Genomic DNA, 17710 nt, shown 5'->3' with positions numbered 1-17710 from the left:
ATGTGTTGAAGCTTGCTAATTTAGTGGTTAGTGTTTTGGAAGTGCAGCCTTAAAGGCTGCATTTTTGTATTTATATAGTTTGCAATGTGACTACTGTGACCATACCGCAAATTCATTTCCATTTGGGTCGTTAAAGTGAAATCGTCTACCACCTGGAAATGAAAATGTAGGCTTAATTATTTTGCCTCCAGCTTGCTCAATTTTATTTTGAGTCGCTTCAAGGTCATTACTGTATAACACAATTAACGGGCTTCCGTTTTTAGTAGCAACAACCAAGTCAGATTTAAAGAAACCACCATCAACCCCTTGTGCGGCAAAGCTACAGTATTCTGGGCCATAATCTACAAATGACCAGCCAAACACGTCACTAAAAAAGGCCTTAGTAGCTGCAATATTTTGTGCAGGAATTTCAATATAGTTAATTTTATTATTTTGAGTCATTTTAGTTTTTTGCCCTTATTCTTGTTTATATTATTTGCGATTTGAACTGGTAATAAATAAAGATAGCAGCAATGCTCAATAATCATAAGCAAACATCAGGTATTTGAATTGCACTACTCAACCTGTGCTTTTTCCCACCATGGTTTGGAAAAATCGACTTTATCCTCTGGAATAACCATTGGGTGTTTTCTCAAATAATACGCCCAGAAAGCTTTTTCATATTTTGGGTGATAAATTTTAAAATTCCCTTGGGCTTGATACTCTTCTAAAAGTTTACGATAGGCACCTACAGGTTCATGAGGGTTTCCCTGTTGGAAAATAACTGTGCCTCCATACGTTTCATAAAGATACTTACTAATTTTGTAAGTTTTAACGACATCTCTATTTGCTCTAAATGAAGCTTCTTTCATTTCAGAAGTTAACGTCTCAGTTAATGACTTTGCTCTAAATCGATGAATAGCTTCAGTAAAACTTCCTACTTCTTCGGCTGTTGGTTCTAAATTATGTTCATCAGATAGCTTTTGGATAATTCGTTTCCAAATTATTGATGTTAATTTATTTGCTCGCATTTTATCAAGCACATCATCTTCTGATAAACCAGGATAAGAGCGCTTATATCCTTTTAAAAACCTCAAATCTATTTCTAGATCAGCCTCGTGTATTGTATCACCTAATATCTGGGCTACTTTTGCTGAGCTATCTTCTTGAGCAAACGCATTCAAAGATAACGTTAATAAAAAAGAACACACAATAACCATAAACTTATTTTTCATAATCTACTTCCTTGTTTAATCACATCCCGCTTGAGTGGATTTTTAAGTGGATATTACTCTGTTTCTGGCTCAGATTCTGAATTCTTTATTTTAGGCTCAGATTGCTTAATAGTTTTTTTAGACTGCTTGGATTTATTTTTAAGATCTGTTCTATTTGCAAATCTACCAGCTTCTTTAGCTAGGTTTGGGAACGTTGTAATGGCTGTTTTAAAAGAATCAGAATCTGTGAATTCATGCCATGGACTATTATAATCTTTTCCCTCGATTAGCCTAAGAGGCATTTCATCAAGTCTATCTAACGTTGAATTAAATAGTCGCTCCTCAGTCGATGGGTCAAATCGTTCAGCGAACTTTTTAAAACCTGTAAATGATTTTGCGACAGTTGCTTTATAAGAGTAATCTTCTGATAATTTAAATCTTTGATTTATTTGTTGAGTCGATATCCAAGCTAACCAAAGTGGACCGCCTATTGAAAAAATAGACATTATGGTATGCAAGATAGCTTGCCCCGCAGTTAATTCATTTGTTAATACTTCAGTAAACGCATTAACTCTCTCTGCTCCTACCCATGCACCAGCTCCTAAAGCAATAAGCAACCCAACAATCCAGATCCAAATTGATTTTTTAAGTTCGTTTGCTTTTTGATCAAAGCCAGCAGCTAAACCTTGAGTTGTAGTAATCTGTAGAGCATCATCACACTCTTCTACTAATTTTGAAGCCTCCTTTGCTGAAGAAGTTGCCTTTTCTTTTAATAACTCAACTTCTTCACAAGCTTTTTTAGCTTCACTTTGTAATACAAGAGTTTCTTCTTTTAAGGAGGAAAGCTCTTTTTTCGTGATATTTAGTTCAGTGTTTGCAGCCGATATCATAGCTGTGAGTTCTCTTTTAGCTTCTTGTAAACTTGCTAAATCAGTTGGTAAAGATTCTGCGGCTTCGTGCGCTTCATTTATAATATCTATTTTTTCTTTTAGGCTACCACTTGATTCATCTATTTTGTCTAAATTAGCTTTAGTGCTTCTCAAGCGAACCGCTAAACCTCTAGGTAAAAGCTTTTTATCTTTAATATTCTCATATGAAAAAAGTTCATAATCTATATCACTAAATATAACTTGTAAGGTAAGCAATATTCCAGGTACCGAATGCAACAAATGTGAAGCGTTATTATTAAAATAAGATTTAGAATTTGTATTTAAAAGATCTATTTTTTCTATATGGCTATTTATTGCGGTACTAAACCCCTTTGTAACTTCTTTGTCACCGTAGGATTTTAATTTTGAGATTTGATTCGATATAACATATGAAACTTGTTCTTTTGTTAAGTGGACTTGATTCCATCCATGGGCTTGAAAACCCGCTTCACTGATCGAGGCTTCATCAATTGTTTCCTTTAGAGATTCAAGAGACTTTATAAATAGAGATAAATTTTTGTCCATTTGAACAGTTTCCTTTTGTGATGATTTAAGTAGAGTAGCAAACTTTGCCTAGCAACTTTACAATTTAACACTGCGCCATCCGCACAAATCTATACCAGCGCTACGTTTAATTTTTCTACTAGATATAGTTTTAACAAATTAGCTAACATATTACTATCATTAAGTTTTTATTATTTTAAAGCGTAATTAATTAACACTCTGTTCCCGCTTCGCTCATTTTCCTGAATATAGAGGCGTACTCAGATTATTCACTTAGTCCATAAAACGTTTTGACAAAACTGCACAAAAACCACAAACTACCTACCAGTAGATTGACTTAGCTGAAGTGATTTTAAAATGCATAAACCTGTAGTTATTATTGGTGGTGGCTTAGCGGGCTTATATGCTGCTTACAGCCTTAAAAAACGTGATATTCCGTTTTTATTATTAGAGGCCAAAGCCAGTTTAGGTGGCAGAATTGCGTCTCATTATTTACCGACCAACAACACCATTGGCCACGATTTAGGCCCTACCTGGATATTTCCGCATCAGTCTAATATTCAACAGTTAGTTGCCGCTTTAAACATCCCTGTGTTTGAGCAATACACCCGTGGCGATGTGCTGTATCAAGCATCACAAATCGCTCCTGCACAGCAAATTGCAGGGGCTGGCGAAATGCAGTTATTTAGAATACAAAACGGCATGGATGAGCTTATCAATGCGCTTTATCAGCAGCTTGAGCCAAATACCGTTAAATTAGAGCACGCTGTTAGCGAAGTAAAAAAGCTCTCCGATGGCTGGCATATATGCGCTAATTACCAAGGGAGTACGCAACACTATACTTGCGATCAGTTACTGTTGGCGTTACCCCCTAGAATGATCAGCCAGCATTTAACCCCGCATTTATGGGCTAATAATGTTTTAACACAGCGTTTAGCGTCGGTGCCTACGTGGATGGCAGGCCAAGCAAAGTTTGTTGCCACCTTTGAAAACGCCTTTTGGCGAGATAAAAATTTATCGGGGCAATGTTTTAGCCGTGTAGGCCCATTGGTAGAAGTTCATGATGCGTCCGCAAGTGAGCATTCTCACCCTGCTTTGTTTGGCTTTGTTGGCGTGCCTTACTTGCAGCGCAGTAAAGTGACGAGAGAACAATTAACCCAAGCTTGCCTTGATCAGCTCAGCTATTTTTACGGTGAGCAAGCCTATACAGCGAAAAGCTGCATTATAAAGGATTGGGCTGAGGATGAATTTGTTGCCAACAAAGATGACCAAATAGGTATGTCGCAGCATCCTGAATTCAATTTTTCAGGGCTTAGCGAGCAGCTTAAACAGTTACAAGTGCATTTTGTGGGAAGTGAGTTTGCACAGCAAGAAGCTGGCTATTTAGAGGGGGCTATAAACGCTGTAGATAGCGCCTTAGCTAATTTAATAGATGCTTAGCTTTTTAAAAGGCGTGCTATGTAGCCACGCCTTTGTAAGGTATTAGTCTTCTGATTTGATAACGGTTTCTTCACCTGTGCCAAGCATAGTGGCTAACCAACGCCCTTCGTCACTGGCTTCTAGCGCTATTTTTACAATCATGGTTAGCGGCACTGACAACAACATACCTACAGAGCCTAATAACCAGCCCCAAAATATTAACGATAAAAACACCACTAAGGTAGAAAGCCCGAGGCCTTTGCCCATGTATTTTGGCTCAACAATATTACCCATTACGGTGTTTATAGTTAAATAACCCGCGCCAACAAGCCCTGCCACTAAAGGGCCTTGAGTAATAAGCGCCAGTAACAGTGCTGGCACAGCCGCTATGATTGAACCAATGTTAGGAATGTAATTAAGCATAAATGCCAATACGCCCCATAGTACAAAATAATCAACATCGAGTATCCACAGGTAAAAACCAGCAATTACACCAGTGGCTAAACTCACTAAGGTTTTAATAGCTAAATAAGAGTTAATAGAGTCTAAAAAACGGTCAATTTGCTTGATTTTGCTGTCGGGATCGTCCAGTGCTAAATGAATTTTTTTTCCAAGTATCGGCCCTTCAAACAGCATAAAAACAACCGTTAAAATAATTAAAAACATATTGGCCATTACGCTACCTAAACCCGTTAGCATATTGGTGGCAACATCAACCATTTTGCCAGGGTCAAACATAGACAAAATTTGTTCTTTATTAATTAAGATATTGTATTGCGAGGCCACATCAACCAACCATACAAATTCTTCTTTTAATTGTGCTTTATATTCAGGTAACTGTTTTGAAAAATCGTTAACCGACTGCCCTACTAAACCGCCTAAGCTAACGCCTAAGCCCATAATAATAAGCACCACAAGCACTACCGCTATGCCTTTTGGAATACGGTAACGAGCAAAAAAGTTAATAAGTGGGCTACAAATTATGGCTATAAATGCTGCCAAAATAAACGGAATAACAATAGCGCTTGCGGCTTTAATACCCGCTAGCACAATGACCAAAGCGGCAAAAATTATTAAGCTTTTATTTACCCCAGTTAAACTTGCCAATACTCTTATCCTATTACTGTTATTTGGCTTTAGTGTAAGGCAAAAGCTAATAGAATGAAATGTTAAAGGGTCTGTTGGCCTTTCAAGATTAGATTTGCAGCCGTCTTTTTGGTATTAAGGCAAGGCAGAGCCTATGTGGTGTGGTTGTTCCCCATAAATAGGCGATAACGCAGCATTAATGCCAAACAGGCGCTGCCCTTCGGGTTCTGTCTAGGGGCAATTTACTCTTTGTTGCTCGGTTTTGACTTAGCCCACTAGGTTACAAACCTCGCGCCGCGATTAAATCGCCCCTAGTTTGAACAAATATTAATCCGCAAAGACCAACAGACCCTAGGTGATCATAAAAATTATTGGTACGTATAAATTTGCAAATCGTTGAGCTGGGGAGTATAAATTTTAAACATCCTGCTTTATTTATAATTTTGGAGTTGCAATGCATATATTTTTTACTGGCGCCACAGGCTTAATTGGTAGGCACCTTTGCCCTTTCTTGTTGCACCACCACGATGTTACTGTACTGAGCAGAAACCCAACCAAAGCAAAAGTATTGTTAGGGCACCAGATAAATGCAGTTGATAGCCTTGAAGATGTTGATTTTAATACCGTTGACGTTGTTATTAACTTAGCCGGTGAGCCTATTGTAAATAAACGTTGGAGCGACAAACAAAAGGCAGTCATTCGCGATAGCCGAATCATTGTTACGCAAGCGATTAGTGATGCTATTAAGCAGTGCCATACCCCACCACATACCTTTATATCTGGCAGTGCAATTGGTTATTATGGTCGACAAGGCGACACTCTGGTTGATGAAAACAATACAGAGCCTCATGATGAATTTAGCCACCAACTGTGCAAAGATTGGGAGCAAGCAGCTTTAAAGGCTGAGTCTGACGAAACTCGAGTGTGCTTATTACGTACCGGTATTGTATTGGCTAAAAAAGGCGGCGCGCTTGGTAAAATGTTACCAGCATTTAAGCTTTGCGTAGGTGGTCCAATTGGCAATGGTGAGCAAGGTATGTCGTGGATCCATATAGATGACATGGTTCAGCTCATTTTATTTTTAATTCGCAATAAAGAAATATCAGGAGCTGTTAATGCCACAGCTCCTGAGCCCCTAAGCAATAAGCAGTTTAGCCAATCACTCGCAAAAGCATTGTCACGCCCTGCGTTTATGCCTATGCCTGCTGGGGTGCTTAATATATTAATGGGTGAAATGGCCGACTTACTTACTACCGGCCAGTATGTGGTACCTAAAAAAGCATTAGACCATAACTATCGTTTTCACTTTACTAAAATTGACGCTGCATTAGAAAGTTTAGTCTAGCTACTGGCCTTAACGGGTTAAGTTTGTAGCAGGGGGTAAAAGTTAATACTTTTTACCCCCTTGCTATTTTTGTGTTACTACCTAATACTTATAGCTGTATAAACGCCTTCAATTAGCTAAAAGAGCCCCTTAAACATGCTTCATTTACCTACATTAATTAGCCTCTGTTTTATTCTTAACTTGTTTATTGCTGTGTTCTTTTTTTCTGTTTATAGATACAAAAAACAACCTTGCTATTTATTTTTTGCTACCGCCTGTTGCTCGTTTATTACCGCAATTGCACTAATTGGTTTAAGAGATTTTATTGAGTTTCCATTATTAACCCACTTTTTTGCTTACGTTTTTATTATTTTAAGTCCATTACTCGTTATTTTAGGGTTAATACCACAAAGCCAAGCACCCGCGATAAAATTAACACCTTTATACTATGCTTGTGCCATGTGCTGTACGCTTTTACTTGCAGTGTACCTTATAGATGCAGGGCAAATTATTACCAGCATTATTACTGCTGTATTATTTAGTTACGCTGCGTATTTAATGATTAAAACTCCAAGTGTTGCAGTAGTCCAACAACGCTTACTCGTTGCCTGTTTTACAATCCACAGTGTGGTGATGCTGTTGCAAGTTGTACTCCTTGTTTTGCTCTACTCAAGCCAAATCAGTCAAGCCAGCTTAGCTTTTGGATTACAGCTGTTATTGGTAACGCATTTATTTTTAACTACCGCTACTGCGCTAATTTTACCGTTTATTAAGTTTGCTAATGCTGAGTCTAGACTGATCAATCTAGCGAATCACGATCCGTTAACGCAGCTTTTAAACAGGCGTGGATTTTTCCGTTTATGTAAAAAAATAACTAAAACCGCGCCTCTTAACAGCAGAGTATCGTTGATCATGCTCGATATAGACCTATTTAAACAAGTGAACGACCAATACGGTCATGAAACCGGGGATGAAGCGATAAAGTGGATTGCACAACATATTAACGAATTGTTTTTTGAGCTTGGAGTTACTGCTCGGATTGGTGGAGAAGAGTTTGCTATTTTTCTTAATCAACAGAACTTAGCGCAAGCTAGGCTGTTAGCTCAAAAGCTTTGCAGTAGTATTAATGAATACCCGTTTTATTTTAATGGTAATAGCATTGCACTGTCTGTAAGTGCTGGAATAAGTAGCATGTTAGTGCGCGAGCTAAATATGCAAGCACTGTTGTTACAAGCCGACAAACGCCTTTATCTTGCCAAAGAAACAGGCCGAAATAAAGTGGTCACCCATGATGAAAAAAGCTTATTAACCAAAGCTCCCACTGCCATCATTTAATTTAGCCATAAAAAAACGGCATCATAGTTGATGCCGCTTGATACGTTTACAAATTATATAATTACTTACTTATCCAAGGCGTTACTTTAACAACCTCGTTAATATCAGCTAATACGGTTGTATTTTCTTCCCAGCTATCGGTTACTTCAAAATAACACACTGACTTTTCGCACGTTATGCGCTCATCATCAAATTGCTTAGGAGTTTTAAAGGTAACAACCACGCCTTTTTGTTCAGGTAATAAAAACCACATTAGTTTGCTAACAAAAAAGCCAGATAGGTCTGTTAATAGCTCTTCAAGCTCATTATTAATAACCAATAACGATTGCTTTGATAACGCCAGTCCATCTAGTTCCTTAGCTTCTATTTGTAGCTTTAACTGACAGTCGTGAACCGGGTTTTTTGGCTGAACTACAATCACCGCTTTGTCGGTATCTAGCTGTTTATCGAACGGTAATAGCAATTGCGCTTTGTCGGTATAATTAAGCGGGTACTCATTTTTTTCAGTTAAAATAGTACCGTTTTTAATACTACAAACTTCGTTAGTACCAATATCGCTAATATAAAAGTTTACGCGGGCGTACTGAAAGTCCCCTTTGTTTACCACTTTTAAACGGTCGTAAAAACCGTCATACGACATCACAAATTCTTTAGCAACGGCACTACTAGCTGCTACTGCTAAAAAGCTGGCTGTAACTAATTTTAATAACGGCTTATTCATTAAAGTACGCTCGGTTTTGATTAATCATGGTATTAAGCTCTTCAATGTACGCTTCACCACGTTCAGAGTAAGACATTAAACCATACGTTAATTTAGTCGCTAAAATTGGTTTTTGTTGTGCGCGTAAGTCTTCGCGGATAGTACGTAGCTCTTTGTAAGCATTGTGGGTATTAATATTTTTAAAATAAGAGCTTACTGCTGCACGTACCGATTTGAATGCAGCCACTTCATGCTCGGCTTCACTATTACGTCTTCTTGGTACCATGCCACAGCCTTTTTTGTAGCACCATTGGCCAAAAAAGTTTAAGCCGATTCGTGCAAAACGTGAAGTGCCCCATGCAGACTCATTGGCTGCCTGCATTAAGGCCATCTCTTTAGGAATGATGTCTACTCGGCGCAGTGCTTGGCTTAAGGTGATGGTATCTAACGTTTCAGGTAATCCGTACGACTTAAGTATTTTTTTTATGTCGCCCGCTTGTTTTTTACTAAGCGGTTCACTGTGCTCTATCATCATGCGTGCAATTTCAAGGTTTGCACGTTGCTGTAAAATCTTTTTGTTTTCGGCTTCTACATGAGGCTTAATAAAGTTAAAAAACGCATGTTTTTTCTCTTTCACATCAGTGAATTCTGAGAACTTTGGCAACTTAACGTTGTGCAATGGTTTTTCTTTTTTCTTCTCTTTTTTAATGTCGTTAGAGCTGGTTTGCTCGTCTGATACTAGTTCATCAGCATCAATAAACGGAAGGGTCAACGCCCAAATAACAATGGCGGCTAACAACAACTGAAAAATAGTTTTTAACATGTATTATCTCAATTTAACTCTAAGTTATGTATGGTGTAGTCACATACATACGAAACATCATTATACCTAAGCCACTTTATAAACGCGAATACTGAACAACCGAATAAAATTCATACACCTATTGCTTACAATTTATAATATACTAAGTGCTAAAACCGAAGACGAATTGATAGGTTGAGACATGGATAAACAGTGGCAAAATAGAATAATTGAACAATATAAGCACCGCCCTAACGATAACCGCTCTCCTTGGCAAATCGACCGCTCACGAATCATTCATGCTGCTGCATTTAGGCGCCTTCAAGCTAAAACCCAAATAATGGGTATTGGCTTAAACGACTTTTACCGTACACGCCTTACCCATTCATTAGAAGTCTCGCAAATAGGCACCGGCATATTACGCCATTTAAAGGTCCAACATCCAAGCTTTGAACATTTTCCATCTACTGGATTGCTCGAAACCTTATGTTTAGCCCACGATATAGGCCATCCACCGTTTGGGCATGGTGGCGAAATTGCACTTAACTATATGATGCGTGATCATGGTGGTTTTGAGGGTAACGCACAAACACTGCGCATTGTGGCAAAGCTAGAGCCCTATAGTAACGGCTACGGCATGAACTTAACTAGACGCACCTTGTTAGGATTTATTAAGTACCCAGCTTTTATTGATAACCTTTGGCATAACATCCCACAAGAAAATAAACAGCGTGCGTTTATAAAAGCCGATGACTGGCGACCAGCCAAAGGTATTTACAATGACGATGCCGCGATATTTAATTGGATTATTGAGCCTCTTAGCGCAAGTGATAAAGCGTTATTATCTAGCCAAGAACACGCAGATGCTTATCGCGCTAAAACCCTTTATAAATCACTCGACAGTGCCATTATGGAACTGGCTGATGACATTGCATATGCCGTTCACGACCTTGAAGATGCCATAGCTACCGATGTGCTCAGTTTAGACGATTGGCTAACCCATGCATTACCTCATTTACAAGCACTTGACTATGACTGGTTAAACACTTTGCTGGAATCACTCTCCAAGCGGTTATTTTCAAAGTATGAGCATGAGCGAAAAGACGCCATAGGCGAACTGGTGAATACCTTTATTATTCATATTCATTTAGATACCCAAAACGATGAATTTGAGTGCCCTATTTTAAAGCACACCGCAAAATTAGATCAGCAATACGAAAATGTGCTACAGATCCTCAAACACTTTGTATTTCAGCGTTTAATACGCGACCCACAAATGCAGCAAATAGAATTTAAAGGGCAAAACCTACTCATAGAATTATTTACTGCGTTTGCCAGCGATCCGCTGCGCTTATTACCCGAAACCACGCAGGCACTGTACCTTGAAGCTGAAAAACACAATCAAGGTATGCGTATTATTTGTGACTATTTAAGCGGTATGAGCGACGAATACGCTTATAAAACCTATCAACGGTTGTTCTCCCCCATACAATAAGTTAGCTAATCTGAACTCAGGTTAGTCAACATAAAAAAGCCGAGTCACTTACGTAACTCGGCTTTTCGTTAGTTTATAAAATCACACTACAGTGATTTAATGCCCATGTTGTAAAGCGTAAAACCGTACATATCGGCATAAAGGTCAATAATTTTACTGGTTGGTGTACCGGCACCATGGCCTGCATTGGTTTCAATACGAATAAGTGTAGGATTTGTACCCGCTTGATTCGCTTGAAGCTCAGCTGCAAATTTAAATGAATGCGACGGTACAACGCGGTCATCATGATCGCCTGTAGTGATCATAGTCGCCGGATATTCAACCCCTGCTTTTACATTATGAATTGGCGAGTAGCCTTTTAAGTAATCAAACATTTCTTTACTTTGGTCGCTAGTTCCGTAATCGTATGCCCAACCAGCGCCAGCTGTAAATGTATGATAACGAAGCATATCCAATACGCCTACCGCAGGTAACGCAACTTGAAACAAGTCAGGTCGCTGGGTCATTACAGCACCCACTAATAACCCACCGTTTGAACCACCACGCAGTGCTAAGCGTTTTTTAGAGGTGTATTTTTTATCTTGTAAGTATTCAGCTGCAGCAATAAAGTCGTCAAATACGTTTTGCTTTTGCAATTGTGTACCTGCTTTATGCCACTCTTTACCGTATTCACCACCACCACGAATATTAGCAACTGCGTATACGCCGCCTTGCTCAAGCCAAGCTGCTGTTGTAGAGCTAAAGCGAGGTGTTAAGCTTATATTAAAGCCACCATAGCCATATAAAATAGTTGGGTTGCTGCCATCTAATTTAATATCACTTTTATAAGTGATAATCATCGGTACTTTAGTGCCATCTTTAGAGGTATAAAATACTTGCTCAGAGGTATAGTTATCGCTATTAAAATCTATCCCTGACTTACGGTATACTTTTGACTCACCGCTTTGCACGTCAAAGCTGTAAGTTGTACCTGGCGTTTTGTAGTTAGTAAACGAGTAATAAAGCGTAGTTTGCTCTTTTTTACCGCCAAAGCCACTCGCCGTACCGACGCCTGGTAAACTAATTTCGCGGATCAATTCGCCTTGTTTGTTGTACTGTTTCACTTTTGAAATAGCATCAACCATGTAGTTGGCAAAAAACGTATTACCGCCAAGGGTTACATTAAGTACGTTTTCAGTTTCTGGGATAAAATCTTGCCAGTTTTCAGGCTGTGGATTGCTTGCATCAACCGTCACTACTTTTTTATTTGGTGCATTTAAGTTAGTAACCAAAAATAGCTTGCTGCCTTCGTTGTCAATTACGCTGGTATCAGAGTCGGTATTACCCACTACAGTCACAAATTCGCTATCTGGCTTGGTTAAATCTTTAATAAATAACTTATTACCAGAGGTTGATACGCTGGCACTAATAAACAAGAAACGACCATCTTTGGTTGCTTTAGCGCCCACATAGCGGTGCTTTTGTTCTGCTGTATCGCCAAATACTAAAGTATCTTCGCCTTGATCTTGACCTAACTTATGGTAATACACTTTATGTTGATCAGTTTTTGCAGAAAGCTCACTGCCCTCTGGCTTATCGTAGCTTGAATAGTAAAAACCGTCATTTGCTAGCCAGCTAACGCCACTAAATTTAACATCAACTAGTGCTTGTTCTACCTGCTCTTTGGTCTCGGTGTCTATAACAATGATTTTACGCCAATCACTACCACCTTCTGAAATTTGGTACGCTAACAATGAACCATCTTCTGAAAATGATAAACCCGACATTGAAGTGGTGCCATCTTCACTAAAAGTATTAGGATCTAAGAACACTTCAGCTTCACCGCCGTCTTTGCTGCGGTATAAAACGTACTGGTTTTGCAGGCCATCATTTTTATAAAAATAAGTGTAATCACCTTCAGTAAACGGCGCGCTGATTTTTTCGTAGTTCATGAGTTTTTCAAGGCGCTGTTTGAGTGTGTCTCTGTAAGGCACTTGCTCTAAATACGAAAAGGTAAGCTTGTTTTGAGTTTTAACCCATTGAGCCGTTTCATCACTCATATCATCTTCTAACCAGCGATACGGATCAGCCACGGTTTCACCAAAGTAAGTGTCAACCACAGCGCCTTTTTTAGTTTCAGGGTAATCTAGTGAGTTAACTGCTTTCATAGCTGTTTTTACTTCATTTTGAGTGGTGTTTTCTGCAGGTTGTGAACAACCCGCAAGTGCGATTACAACCGCACAGGTCAGTGTTTTTTTAAGCATTGCTTTACCATTATTTTTTTATAGTCAGCCTAAGTTATTAACTTTCTGTTTGTTTGTCTATCAACTTGCGGTAAACGTCATTTATTGCTGTTAACCTGCGCTAAATTGCGCTTAAATAAATGAACGATTTTTAAACACTAACAGGTTGAGTAATGACAGAAACTAAATCTTTTACCAGCTTTAAGCGCTTTTACCCTTACTATCTAAAAGAGCATCGTAATAAAACTTGTCGCAGGCTGCATTTTATTGGCAGTAGTTTAGTGTTGCTTTTGACCGGCTATGCGCTTATTAGCTCACAATTCGTATTGTTATGGTTATTACCGGTGATTGGTTATGGCTTCGCATGGGTTGGGCATTTCTTTTTTGAGAAAAACCGCCCCGCCACATTTAAGCACCCGTTATACAGTTTATGGGGTGATTGGGTCATGTTTAAAGATATACTGATGGGCAAAATTAAATGGTAAATGGCTACTTACGCTTCGGTATCATAAACACCTCATCTTACTCGCTGTAAATAAGTTGTAGATTGAATGTAATTCAATTGACCTCGATTGTAAAAATGGTCTAACTTGACAACAGTAATTTCAATTAGTTCATTATTTTTACAAACACTATATTGAAACCACCTGTAGAGCATCGAATGAGGGAAATTAGTTATGCAACTTACACCGCTATTTACAGCAAAAAAAACCATCACTTTAAGTATCACCGCTGCACTTGTTGGCTCATGGACGGTTAATGCCGCTGAGCAAGAGACTCAGGCGCAAGAAAACATTGAACAAATTAGTGTTATTGGCTCTCGCCGACTAGGCCGCACAGTTGAAGATAGCCCAGTGCCTATTGATATTATCAGTAATGATGCCTTAAAAAGTTCAGGGCAAACAGAAACCAATGCATTATTAAGTACGTTATTACCAAGTTTTAATTTCCCCCAACCATCAATTACCGATGGCAGCGACCACGTACGCCCAGCTCAACTGCGTGGCTTAGCCCCTGATCACACCTTAGTACTCGTAAATGGTAAACGTCGCCACAGTAACGCGCTACTTAATTTAAACGGCTCAACGGGTCGTGGCTCGTCATCAGTTGATTTAAACGCTATTCCTGCAAACGCGATTGAACGCATTGAAGTATTACGCGACGGCGCCGCAGCTCAATATGGCTCAGACGCTATTGCCGGGGTGATTAATATCGTCCTTAAAAGCAATAGCAGTGGCGGTAGTTTAGGTGCCGTATATGGTGCAAATATTACCGATATGGACGGTGTAGCGCAGTTACAATCGGTCTCTGAGGACGCAAATGGTGACTTAGCTTTTACTGAGGGCAGCGACCGCTCGCTTACCGACGGCCAAACCTTAACTCTGCAAGGTAATATGGGGTTTGAATTAGGCGATAACGGCTTTTTGAGTATTTCTAGTGAATATCGCGATCGCAGCTCAACCAACCGCTCTGATTACGACCAACGCGAAAACTACGCTCGTTTACCTGATGGCTCTCTCGACCCACGCGAATTCACATGGGATCGTTACAACCATAACTTTGGTAACGGCACTGTTGAAGACTTTGCGCTGTTTTACAATGCCGGTTATCAATTAACTAACGATGCTGAGCTCTATTCTTTTGGCTCATACAGTAAACGTGAAGGGGAAGGCGGTGGTTTTTATCGTCGCGCCCAAGACAGCCGTAACGTTACAGAAATATATCCTGATGGCTTTTTGCCGGTGATCACCTCAGACATTGATGACTTTTCATTTGCTTTAGGTGTGAAAGGCTTTGCTAATGAATGGAACTACGATGCTTCTGCGGTATATGGCCAAGATGCCTTTAACTTTGGTGTTATTAATAGTTTAAACACTTCATATGGGCCAAGTAGCCAAACTAGTTTTGATGCAGGCACGCTAACTTACGATCAGCTGACTATTAATCTTGATTTTAGCCGTGAGATTGATGCTGACTTTTTAGCCAGCGGAATTAACGTGGCAGTGGGCGCTGAGTATCGCCGCGAAGGGTATGAAATTCAAGCAGGTGAAGAAGCCTCTTATGCGCGTGGTAATTTTGGCCCAGGTGGTGCCGTGACCGATCCGGTTAATGGCCCATTCGGCTCTGCAGGTTCACAAGTGTTCCCGGGGTTCACACCTGAATCTGCGGGTGACAACAGCCGCCACAATGTTAGCCTTTACGTTGACTTAGAAGCCTTTATTACAGATAACTGGAATGTTGCCGTAGCCGCGCGTTACGAAGACTACTCTGATTTTGGCGACACGCTTAATGGTAAAATTGCCACCCGCTATACACTTACAGAAGACTTAGCACTACGCGGCTCTGTATCAACCGGCTTTAGAGCGCCCTCTTTACAACAGCAATACTTTACCTCGGTAGCGACTGTATTTGTAGATGGCGAACCAACACAAACAGGTACCTTTGCGCCAAGCAGCGATGTTGCCGTTGCATTGGGTTCACCAGGTTTAGACGCAGAAGAAGCTACTAACTACGGTGTTGGCTTTACGTGGTCAACCGACTTCAACTTCAGCTTATCGGTGGATTACTACCAAATATTAATTGATGACCGTATTGTGTTATCAAATAACTTATCGGGCGCAGGCGTTGCAAGCTTACTTGAGGGCACCGGCGCTAACCAAGGTCGATTTTTCTTAAACGCGATCGATAGCAAAACCCGTGGCGTTGACGTCGTCGCTTCTTATAATTTAATCACCGACAATTACGGTGATGTAGCGTTTAATTTAGGTTACAACTACGGTAAAAACCAAGTCACCGATATTATTGACCCACCAGCACAATTACAAAGTGTTGGGGTTGAGCAAGATAATTTGTTCTCGGGTAACGAGCTACGTCGTTTTGAAGTGAGCACACCGCGTAATAAATACAACCTTAGCGCAACATGGACACTTAACGAATGGCGCACCACACTACGTAGTACTCGTTATGGTGAAACACAAGACCCGTCTGAAAATCCAGAGCGTAACGAAGTGTTAGAACCTAAATGGATCACCGATTTAGATGTGGCGTATGCACTTAATAATAACCTTACTCTTAGCTTAGGCGCTAATAATGTGTTTGATGTATACCCAGATCCAACTCGTGAGCTGGTGAGCGATGTAACCACTTTCTCTCGCTTGTTCTCGTACTCGGGCTTTTCACCATTTGGTTTTAATGGCCGTTATGTATACGGCAAAATTGAAATGAAGTTTTAAGCTGTAGCTTAAACCAAAAAGCCACACTAAATAGTGTGGCTTTTTAATAGATTAGGGTCTGTTGATCTTTCAAGGTTAAATTTGCAGCAGTCTGTTTGGTATTTAGGCAAGGCAGAGCCTATGTGGTGTGGTTATTCCCCATAAATAGGCGATAACGCAGCATCAATGCCAAACAGGCGCTGCCCGAAGGGTTCTGCCTAGGGACGATTTACTCTTTGTTGCTCGGTTTTTACTTAGCCCACTAGGTTACAAACCTCGCGCCGCGATTAAACCGCCCCTAGTTTGAACAAATTTTAATCCGCAAAGGTCAACAGACCCTAGAACCCGATTAGATTTTAGTTAACCAACCGTGTTTATCTTCGCTCTTACCCCATTGAATGTCGTTCAATGCTTGACGTAAGCGTGCCGTTGTTGGCCCTGGTTCACCGTTACCTACTTTGTATTCTTTATCGTTATGAATAAACGTACCTACTGGAGTCAATACTGCCGCAGTGCCTGAAAGTGCTGCCTCAGTACCTGGTTTTGCTGCACGCTCTAAAAGCTCAGTGACAGTAAAGTTGCGCTCGCTAACCGTCATACCTAAATCTTTAGCTATGGTTAAAATGCTATTACGGGTTACACCGTGTAAAAATGTGCTGTCGAGTGCTTTTGTAATGATTTCATTGCCATCAATTAAAATAAAGTTTGCGGCACCGGTTTCTTGTACATCGCCGCCTGGGCAAAATAAAATTTGGTCGGCTTTATATTTAGTGCGTGCTGCTGAAATTGGGCCAAGTGCGCTGGCATAGTTACCACCGCTTTTGATCATACCCATGTGCGGGGCACAGCGCATACCATCTTCTTCAAGTAAAACACGTAACGCAGTTGCACCACCTGAAAAATAATCACCCACTGGCGATAATAACGTGTAAAGCAACGAACTCATTGACGGTGCCGCCGCTTTACCAATGGCAGCTTCTGTACCAATGTGGGTTGGGCGAATATACATAGAACCAGGAGGAAGCGGCGTTTCATCGGCGTATTCACGAACAATATCGATGATCATTGTTTTTAGCATCTCGCCATCAACAGCAGGTAAACTCAACAATTCAGAACTTTGCTGCATGCGCGCAATATTAGCGTCCATTCTAAAAATATTAACCGAGCCATCTTCGTGACGAAAGGCTTTTAACCCTTCAAAACATGTACTTGAATAATGAAGAACGTGCGCACCTGCATGCAACTCAAGCTTATCGCAAGGAACAATTGAGCTTTCGCCCCACTGATTGTCAGAAAACTTAGCTTGAATCATCTGCGGCATAAACACAGTACCAAATGCTGCCATTTTTATTCTCTCTTGTGTGGTCTATTTTTCTCCATTGTATGACAACCAGCTACTATTTAACCATAGCAAAACGAGCTGTTTTTAAATTAATTAGAAGAATTTTTTGCATGTACTGATGATTATTTAATCAAAAAAGCGCTTGCC

At 40.1% G+C, this 17710-nt stretch carries 14 protein-coding genes; 6 read left to right on the top strand and 8 right to left on the bottom strand.

Translation table 11 applies throughout. The annotated features are described in order from the left end of the window. Positions 1-90 precede the first annotated feature (90 nt). The 3 genes from PUND_RS08945 to PUND_RS08935 all read right to left on the bottom strand — a co-directional run bounded on the left by PUND_RS08945 (position 91) and on the right by PUND_RS08935 (position 2647). Positions 91-441 (bottom strand): VOC family protein, encoded by a 351-nt coding sequence (locus PUND_RS08945; protein WP_010390251.1) that lies wholly within the window; start codon positions 439-441, stop codon positions 91-93. 113 nt (positions 442-554) lie between these two features. Further along, on the bottom strand, positions 555-1214 hold the full coding sequence (locus tag PUND_RS08940) for a hypothetical protein (RefSeq protein ID WP_010390253.1): 660 nt from the start codon (positions 1212-1214) through the stop codon (positions 555-557). Between the two features lie 53 nt (positions 1215-1267). Continuing rightward, complete coding sequence (locus tag PUND_RS08935; protein WP_010390255.1) at positions 1268-2647, bottom strand: AAA family ATPase; 1380 nt, start codon at positions 2645-2647, stop codon at positions 1268-1270. 336 nt (positions 2648-2983) lie between these two features. Here PUND_RS08935 and PUND_RS08930 point away from each other — a divergent pair, with 336 nt between their 5' ends. Next, positions 2984-4066, top strand: a complete 1083-nt coding sequence (locus PUND_RS08930; protein WP_010390256.1) for a flavin monoamine oxidase family protein — start codon at positions 2984-2986, stop codon at positions 4064-4066. Positions 4067-4108: 42 nt separating this feature from the next. On the opposite strand, the gene PUND_RS08925 is transcribed toward PUND_RS08930, so the two are convergent. After that, positions 4109-5152 (bottom strand): AI-2E family transporter, encoded by a 1044-nt coding sequence (locus PUND_RS08925; RefSeq protein WP_010390257.1) that lies wholly within the window; start codon positions 5150-5152, stop codon positions 4109-4111. Between the two features lie 433 nt (positions 5153-5585). Here PUND_RS08925 and PUND_RS08920 point away from each other — a divergent pair, with 433 nt between their 5' ends. Together PUND_RS08920 and PUND_RS08915 are read left to right on the top strand one after the other, a co-directional pair. Further along, a complete protein-coding gene (locus tag PUND_RS08920; RefSeq protein WP_010390259.1) occupies positions 5586-6476 on the top strand; it encodes a TIGR01777 family oxidoreductase in 891 nt (296 codons plus the stop codon). Positions 6477-6611: 135 nt separating this feature from the next. Beyond that, positions 6612-7790, top strand: a complete 1179-nt coding sequence (locus PUND_RS08915) for a GGDEF domain-containing protein (protein WP_010390260.1) — start codon at positions 6612-6614, stop codon at positions 7788-7790. A 61-nt stretch (positions 7791-7851) separates the two neighbouring features. Here the strand turns inward: PUND_RS08915 and PUND_RS08910 are convergent, their stop codons facing one another. Continuing rightward, a complete protein-coding gene (locus PUND_RS08910) occupies positions 7852-8511 on the bottom strand; it encodes a DUF2987 domain-containing protein (protein WP_010390261.1) in 660 nt (219 codons plus the stop codon). Beyond that, positions 8504-9313 (bottom strand): glucosaminidase domain-containing protein, encoded by an 810-nt coding sequence (locus PUND_RS08905; RefSeq protein ID WP_010390263.1) that lies wholly within the window; start codon positions 9311-9313, stop codon positions 8504-8506. Before PUND_RS08905 ends, PUND_RS08910 begins: the two co-directional genes overlap by 8 nt. A 181-nt stretch (positions 9314-9494) precedes the next feature. Here PUND_RS08905 and PUND_RS08900 point away from each other — a divergent pair, with 181 nt between their 5' ends. Then, on the top strand, positions 9495-10787 hold the full coding sequence (locus tag PUND_RS08900) for an anti-phage deoxyguanosine triphosphatase (RefSeq protein ID WP_010390265.1): 1293 nt from the start codon (positions 9495-9497) through the stop codon (positions 10785-10787). A gap of 86 nt (positions 10788-10873) precedes the next feature. Here the strand turns inward: PUND_RS08900 and PUND_RS08895 are convergent, their stop codons facing one another. Further along, a complete protein-coding gene (locus PUND_RS08895) occupies positions 10874-13030 on the bottom strand; it encodes a prolyl oligopeptidase family serine peptidase (RefSeq protein ID WP_010390267.1) in 2157 nt (718 codons plus the stop codon). 152 nt (positions 13031-13182) lie between these two features. On the opposite strand from PUND_RS08895, the gene PUND_RS08890 reads away from it, so the two are divergent. Then, positions 13183-13494: an Mpo1-like protein gene (locus tag PUND_RS08890; protein WP_010390268.1), complete on the top strand. Its 312-nt coding sequence runs from the start codon at positions 13183-13185 to the stop codon at positions 13492-13494. Positions 13495-13686: 192 nt separating this feature from the next. Continuing rightward, positions 13687-16242: a TonB-dependent receptor plug domain-containing protein gene (locus PUND_RS08885; protein ID WP_010390269.1), complete on the top strand. Its 2556-nt coding sequence runs from the start codon at positions 13687-13689 to the stop codon at positions 16240-16242. 328 nt (positions 16243-16570) lie between these two features. Here the strand turns inward: PUND_RS08885 and PUND_RS08880 are convergent, their stop codons facing one another. Then, entirely contained in the window at positions 16571-17572 is a 1002-nt protein-coding gene (locus tag PUND_RS08880) for a branched-chain amino acid aminotransferase (RefSeq protein WP_304644689.1), read from the bottom strand. Positions 17573-17710: the final 138 nt, after the last annotated feature.

The organism is Pseudoalteromonas undina (assembly GCF_000238275.3).
In the GTDB taxonomy this organism is placed as follows: Bacteria; Pseudomonadota; Gammaproteobacteria; order Enterobacterales; family Alteromonadaceae; genus Pseudoalteromonas; species Pseudoalteromonas undina.
This window is presented reverse-complemented; position numbering and strand designations above follow the sequence as displayed.

Bases quoted from the DNA above. Each gene is read 5' to 3' on its own strand.
- PUND_RS08900 (WP_010390265.1), top strand. From the start codon at position 9,495: ATGGATAAACAGTGGCAAAATAGAATAATTGAACAATATAAGCACCGC.
- PUND_RS08940 (WP_010390253.1), bottom strand. From the start codon at position 1,214: ATGAAAAATAAGTTTATGGTTATTGTGTGTTCTTTTTTATTAACGTTA.
- PUND_RS08915 (WP_010390260.1), top strand. From the start codon at position 6,612: ATGCTTCATTTACCTACATTAATTAGCCTCTGTTTTATTCTTAACTTG.
- PUND_RS08890 (WP_010390268.1), top strand. From the start codon at position 13,183: ATGACAGAAACTAAATCTTTTACCAGCTTTAAGCGCTTTTACCCTTAC.
- PUND_RS08930 (WP_010390256.1), top strand. From the start codon at position 2,984: ATGCATAAACCTGTAGTTATTATTGGTGGTGGCTTAGCGGGCTTATAT.
- PUND_RS08945 (WP_010390251.1), bottom strand. From the start codon at position 441: ATGACTCAAAATAATAAAATTAACTATATTGAAATTCCTGCACAAAAT.
- PUND_RS08920 (WP_010390259.1), top strand. From the start codon at position 5,586: ATGCATATATTTTTTACTGGCGCCACAGGCTTAATTGGTAGGCACCTT.
- PUND_RS08905 (WP_010390263.1), bottom strand. From the start codon at position 9,313: ATGTTAAAAACTATTTTTCAGTTGTTGTTAGCCGCCATTGTTATTTGG.
- PUND_RS08885 (WP_010390269.1), top strand. From the start codon at position 13,687: ATGCAACTTACACCGCTATTTACAGCAAAAAAAACCATCACTTTAAGT.
- PUND_RS08910 (WP_010390261.1), bottom strand. From the start codon at position 8,511: ATGAATAAGCCGTTATTAAAATTAGTTACAGCCAGCTTTTTAGCAGTA.
- PUND_RS08895 (WP_010390267.1), bottom strand. From the start codon at position 13,030: ATGCTTAAAAAAACACTGACCTGTGCGGTTGTAATCGCACTTGCGGGT.
- PUND_RS08935 (WP_010390255.1), bottom strand. From the start codon at position 2,647: ATGGACAAAAATTTATCTCTATTTATAAAGTCTCTTGAATCTCTAAAG.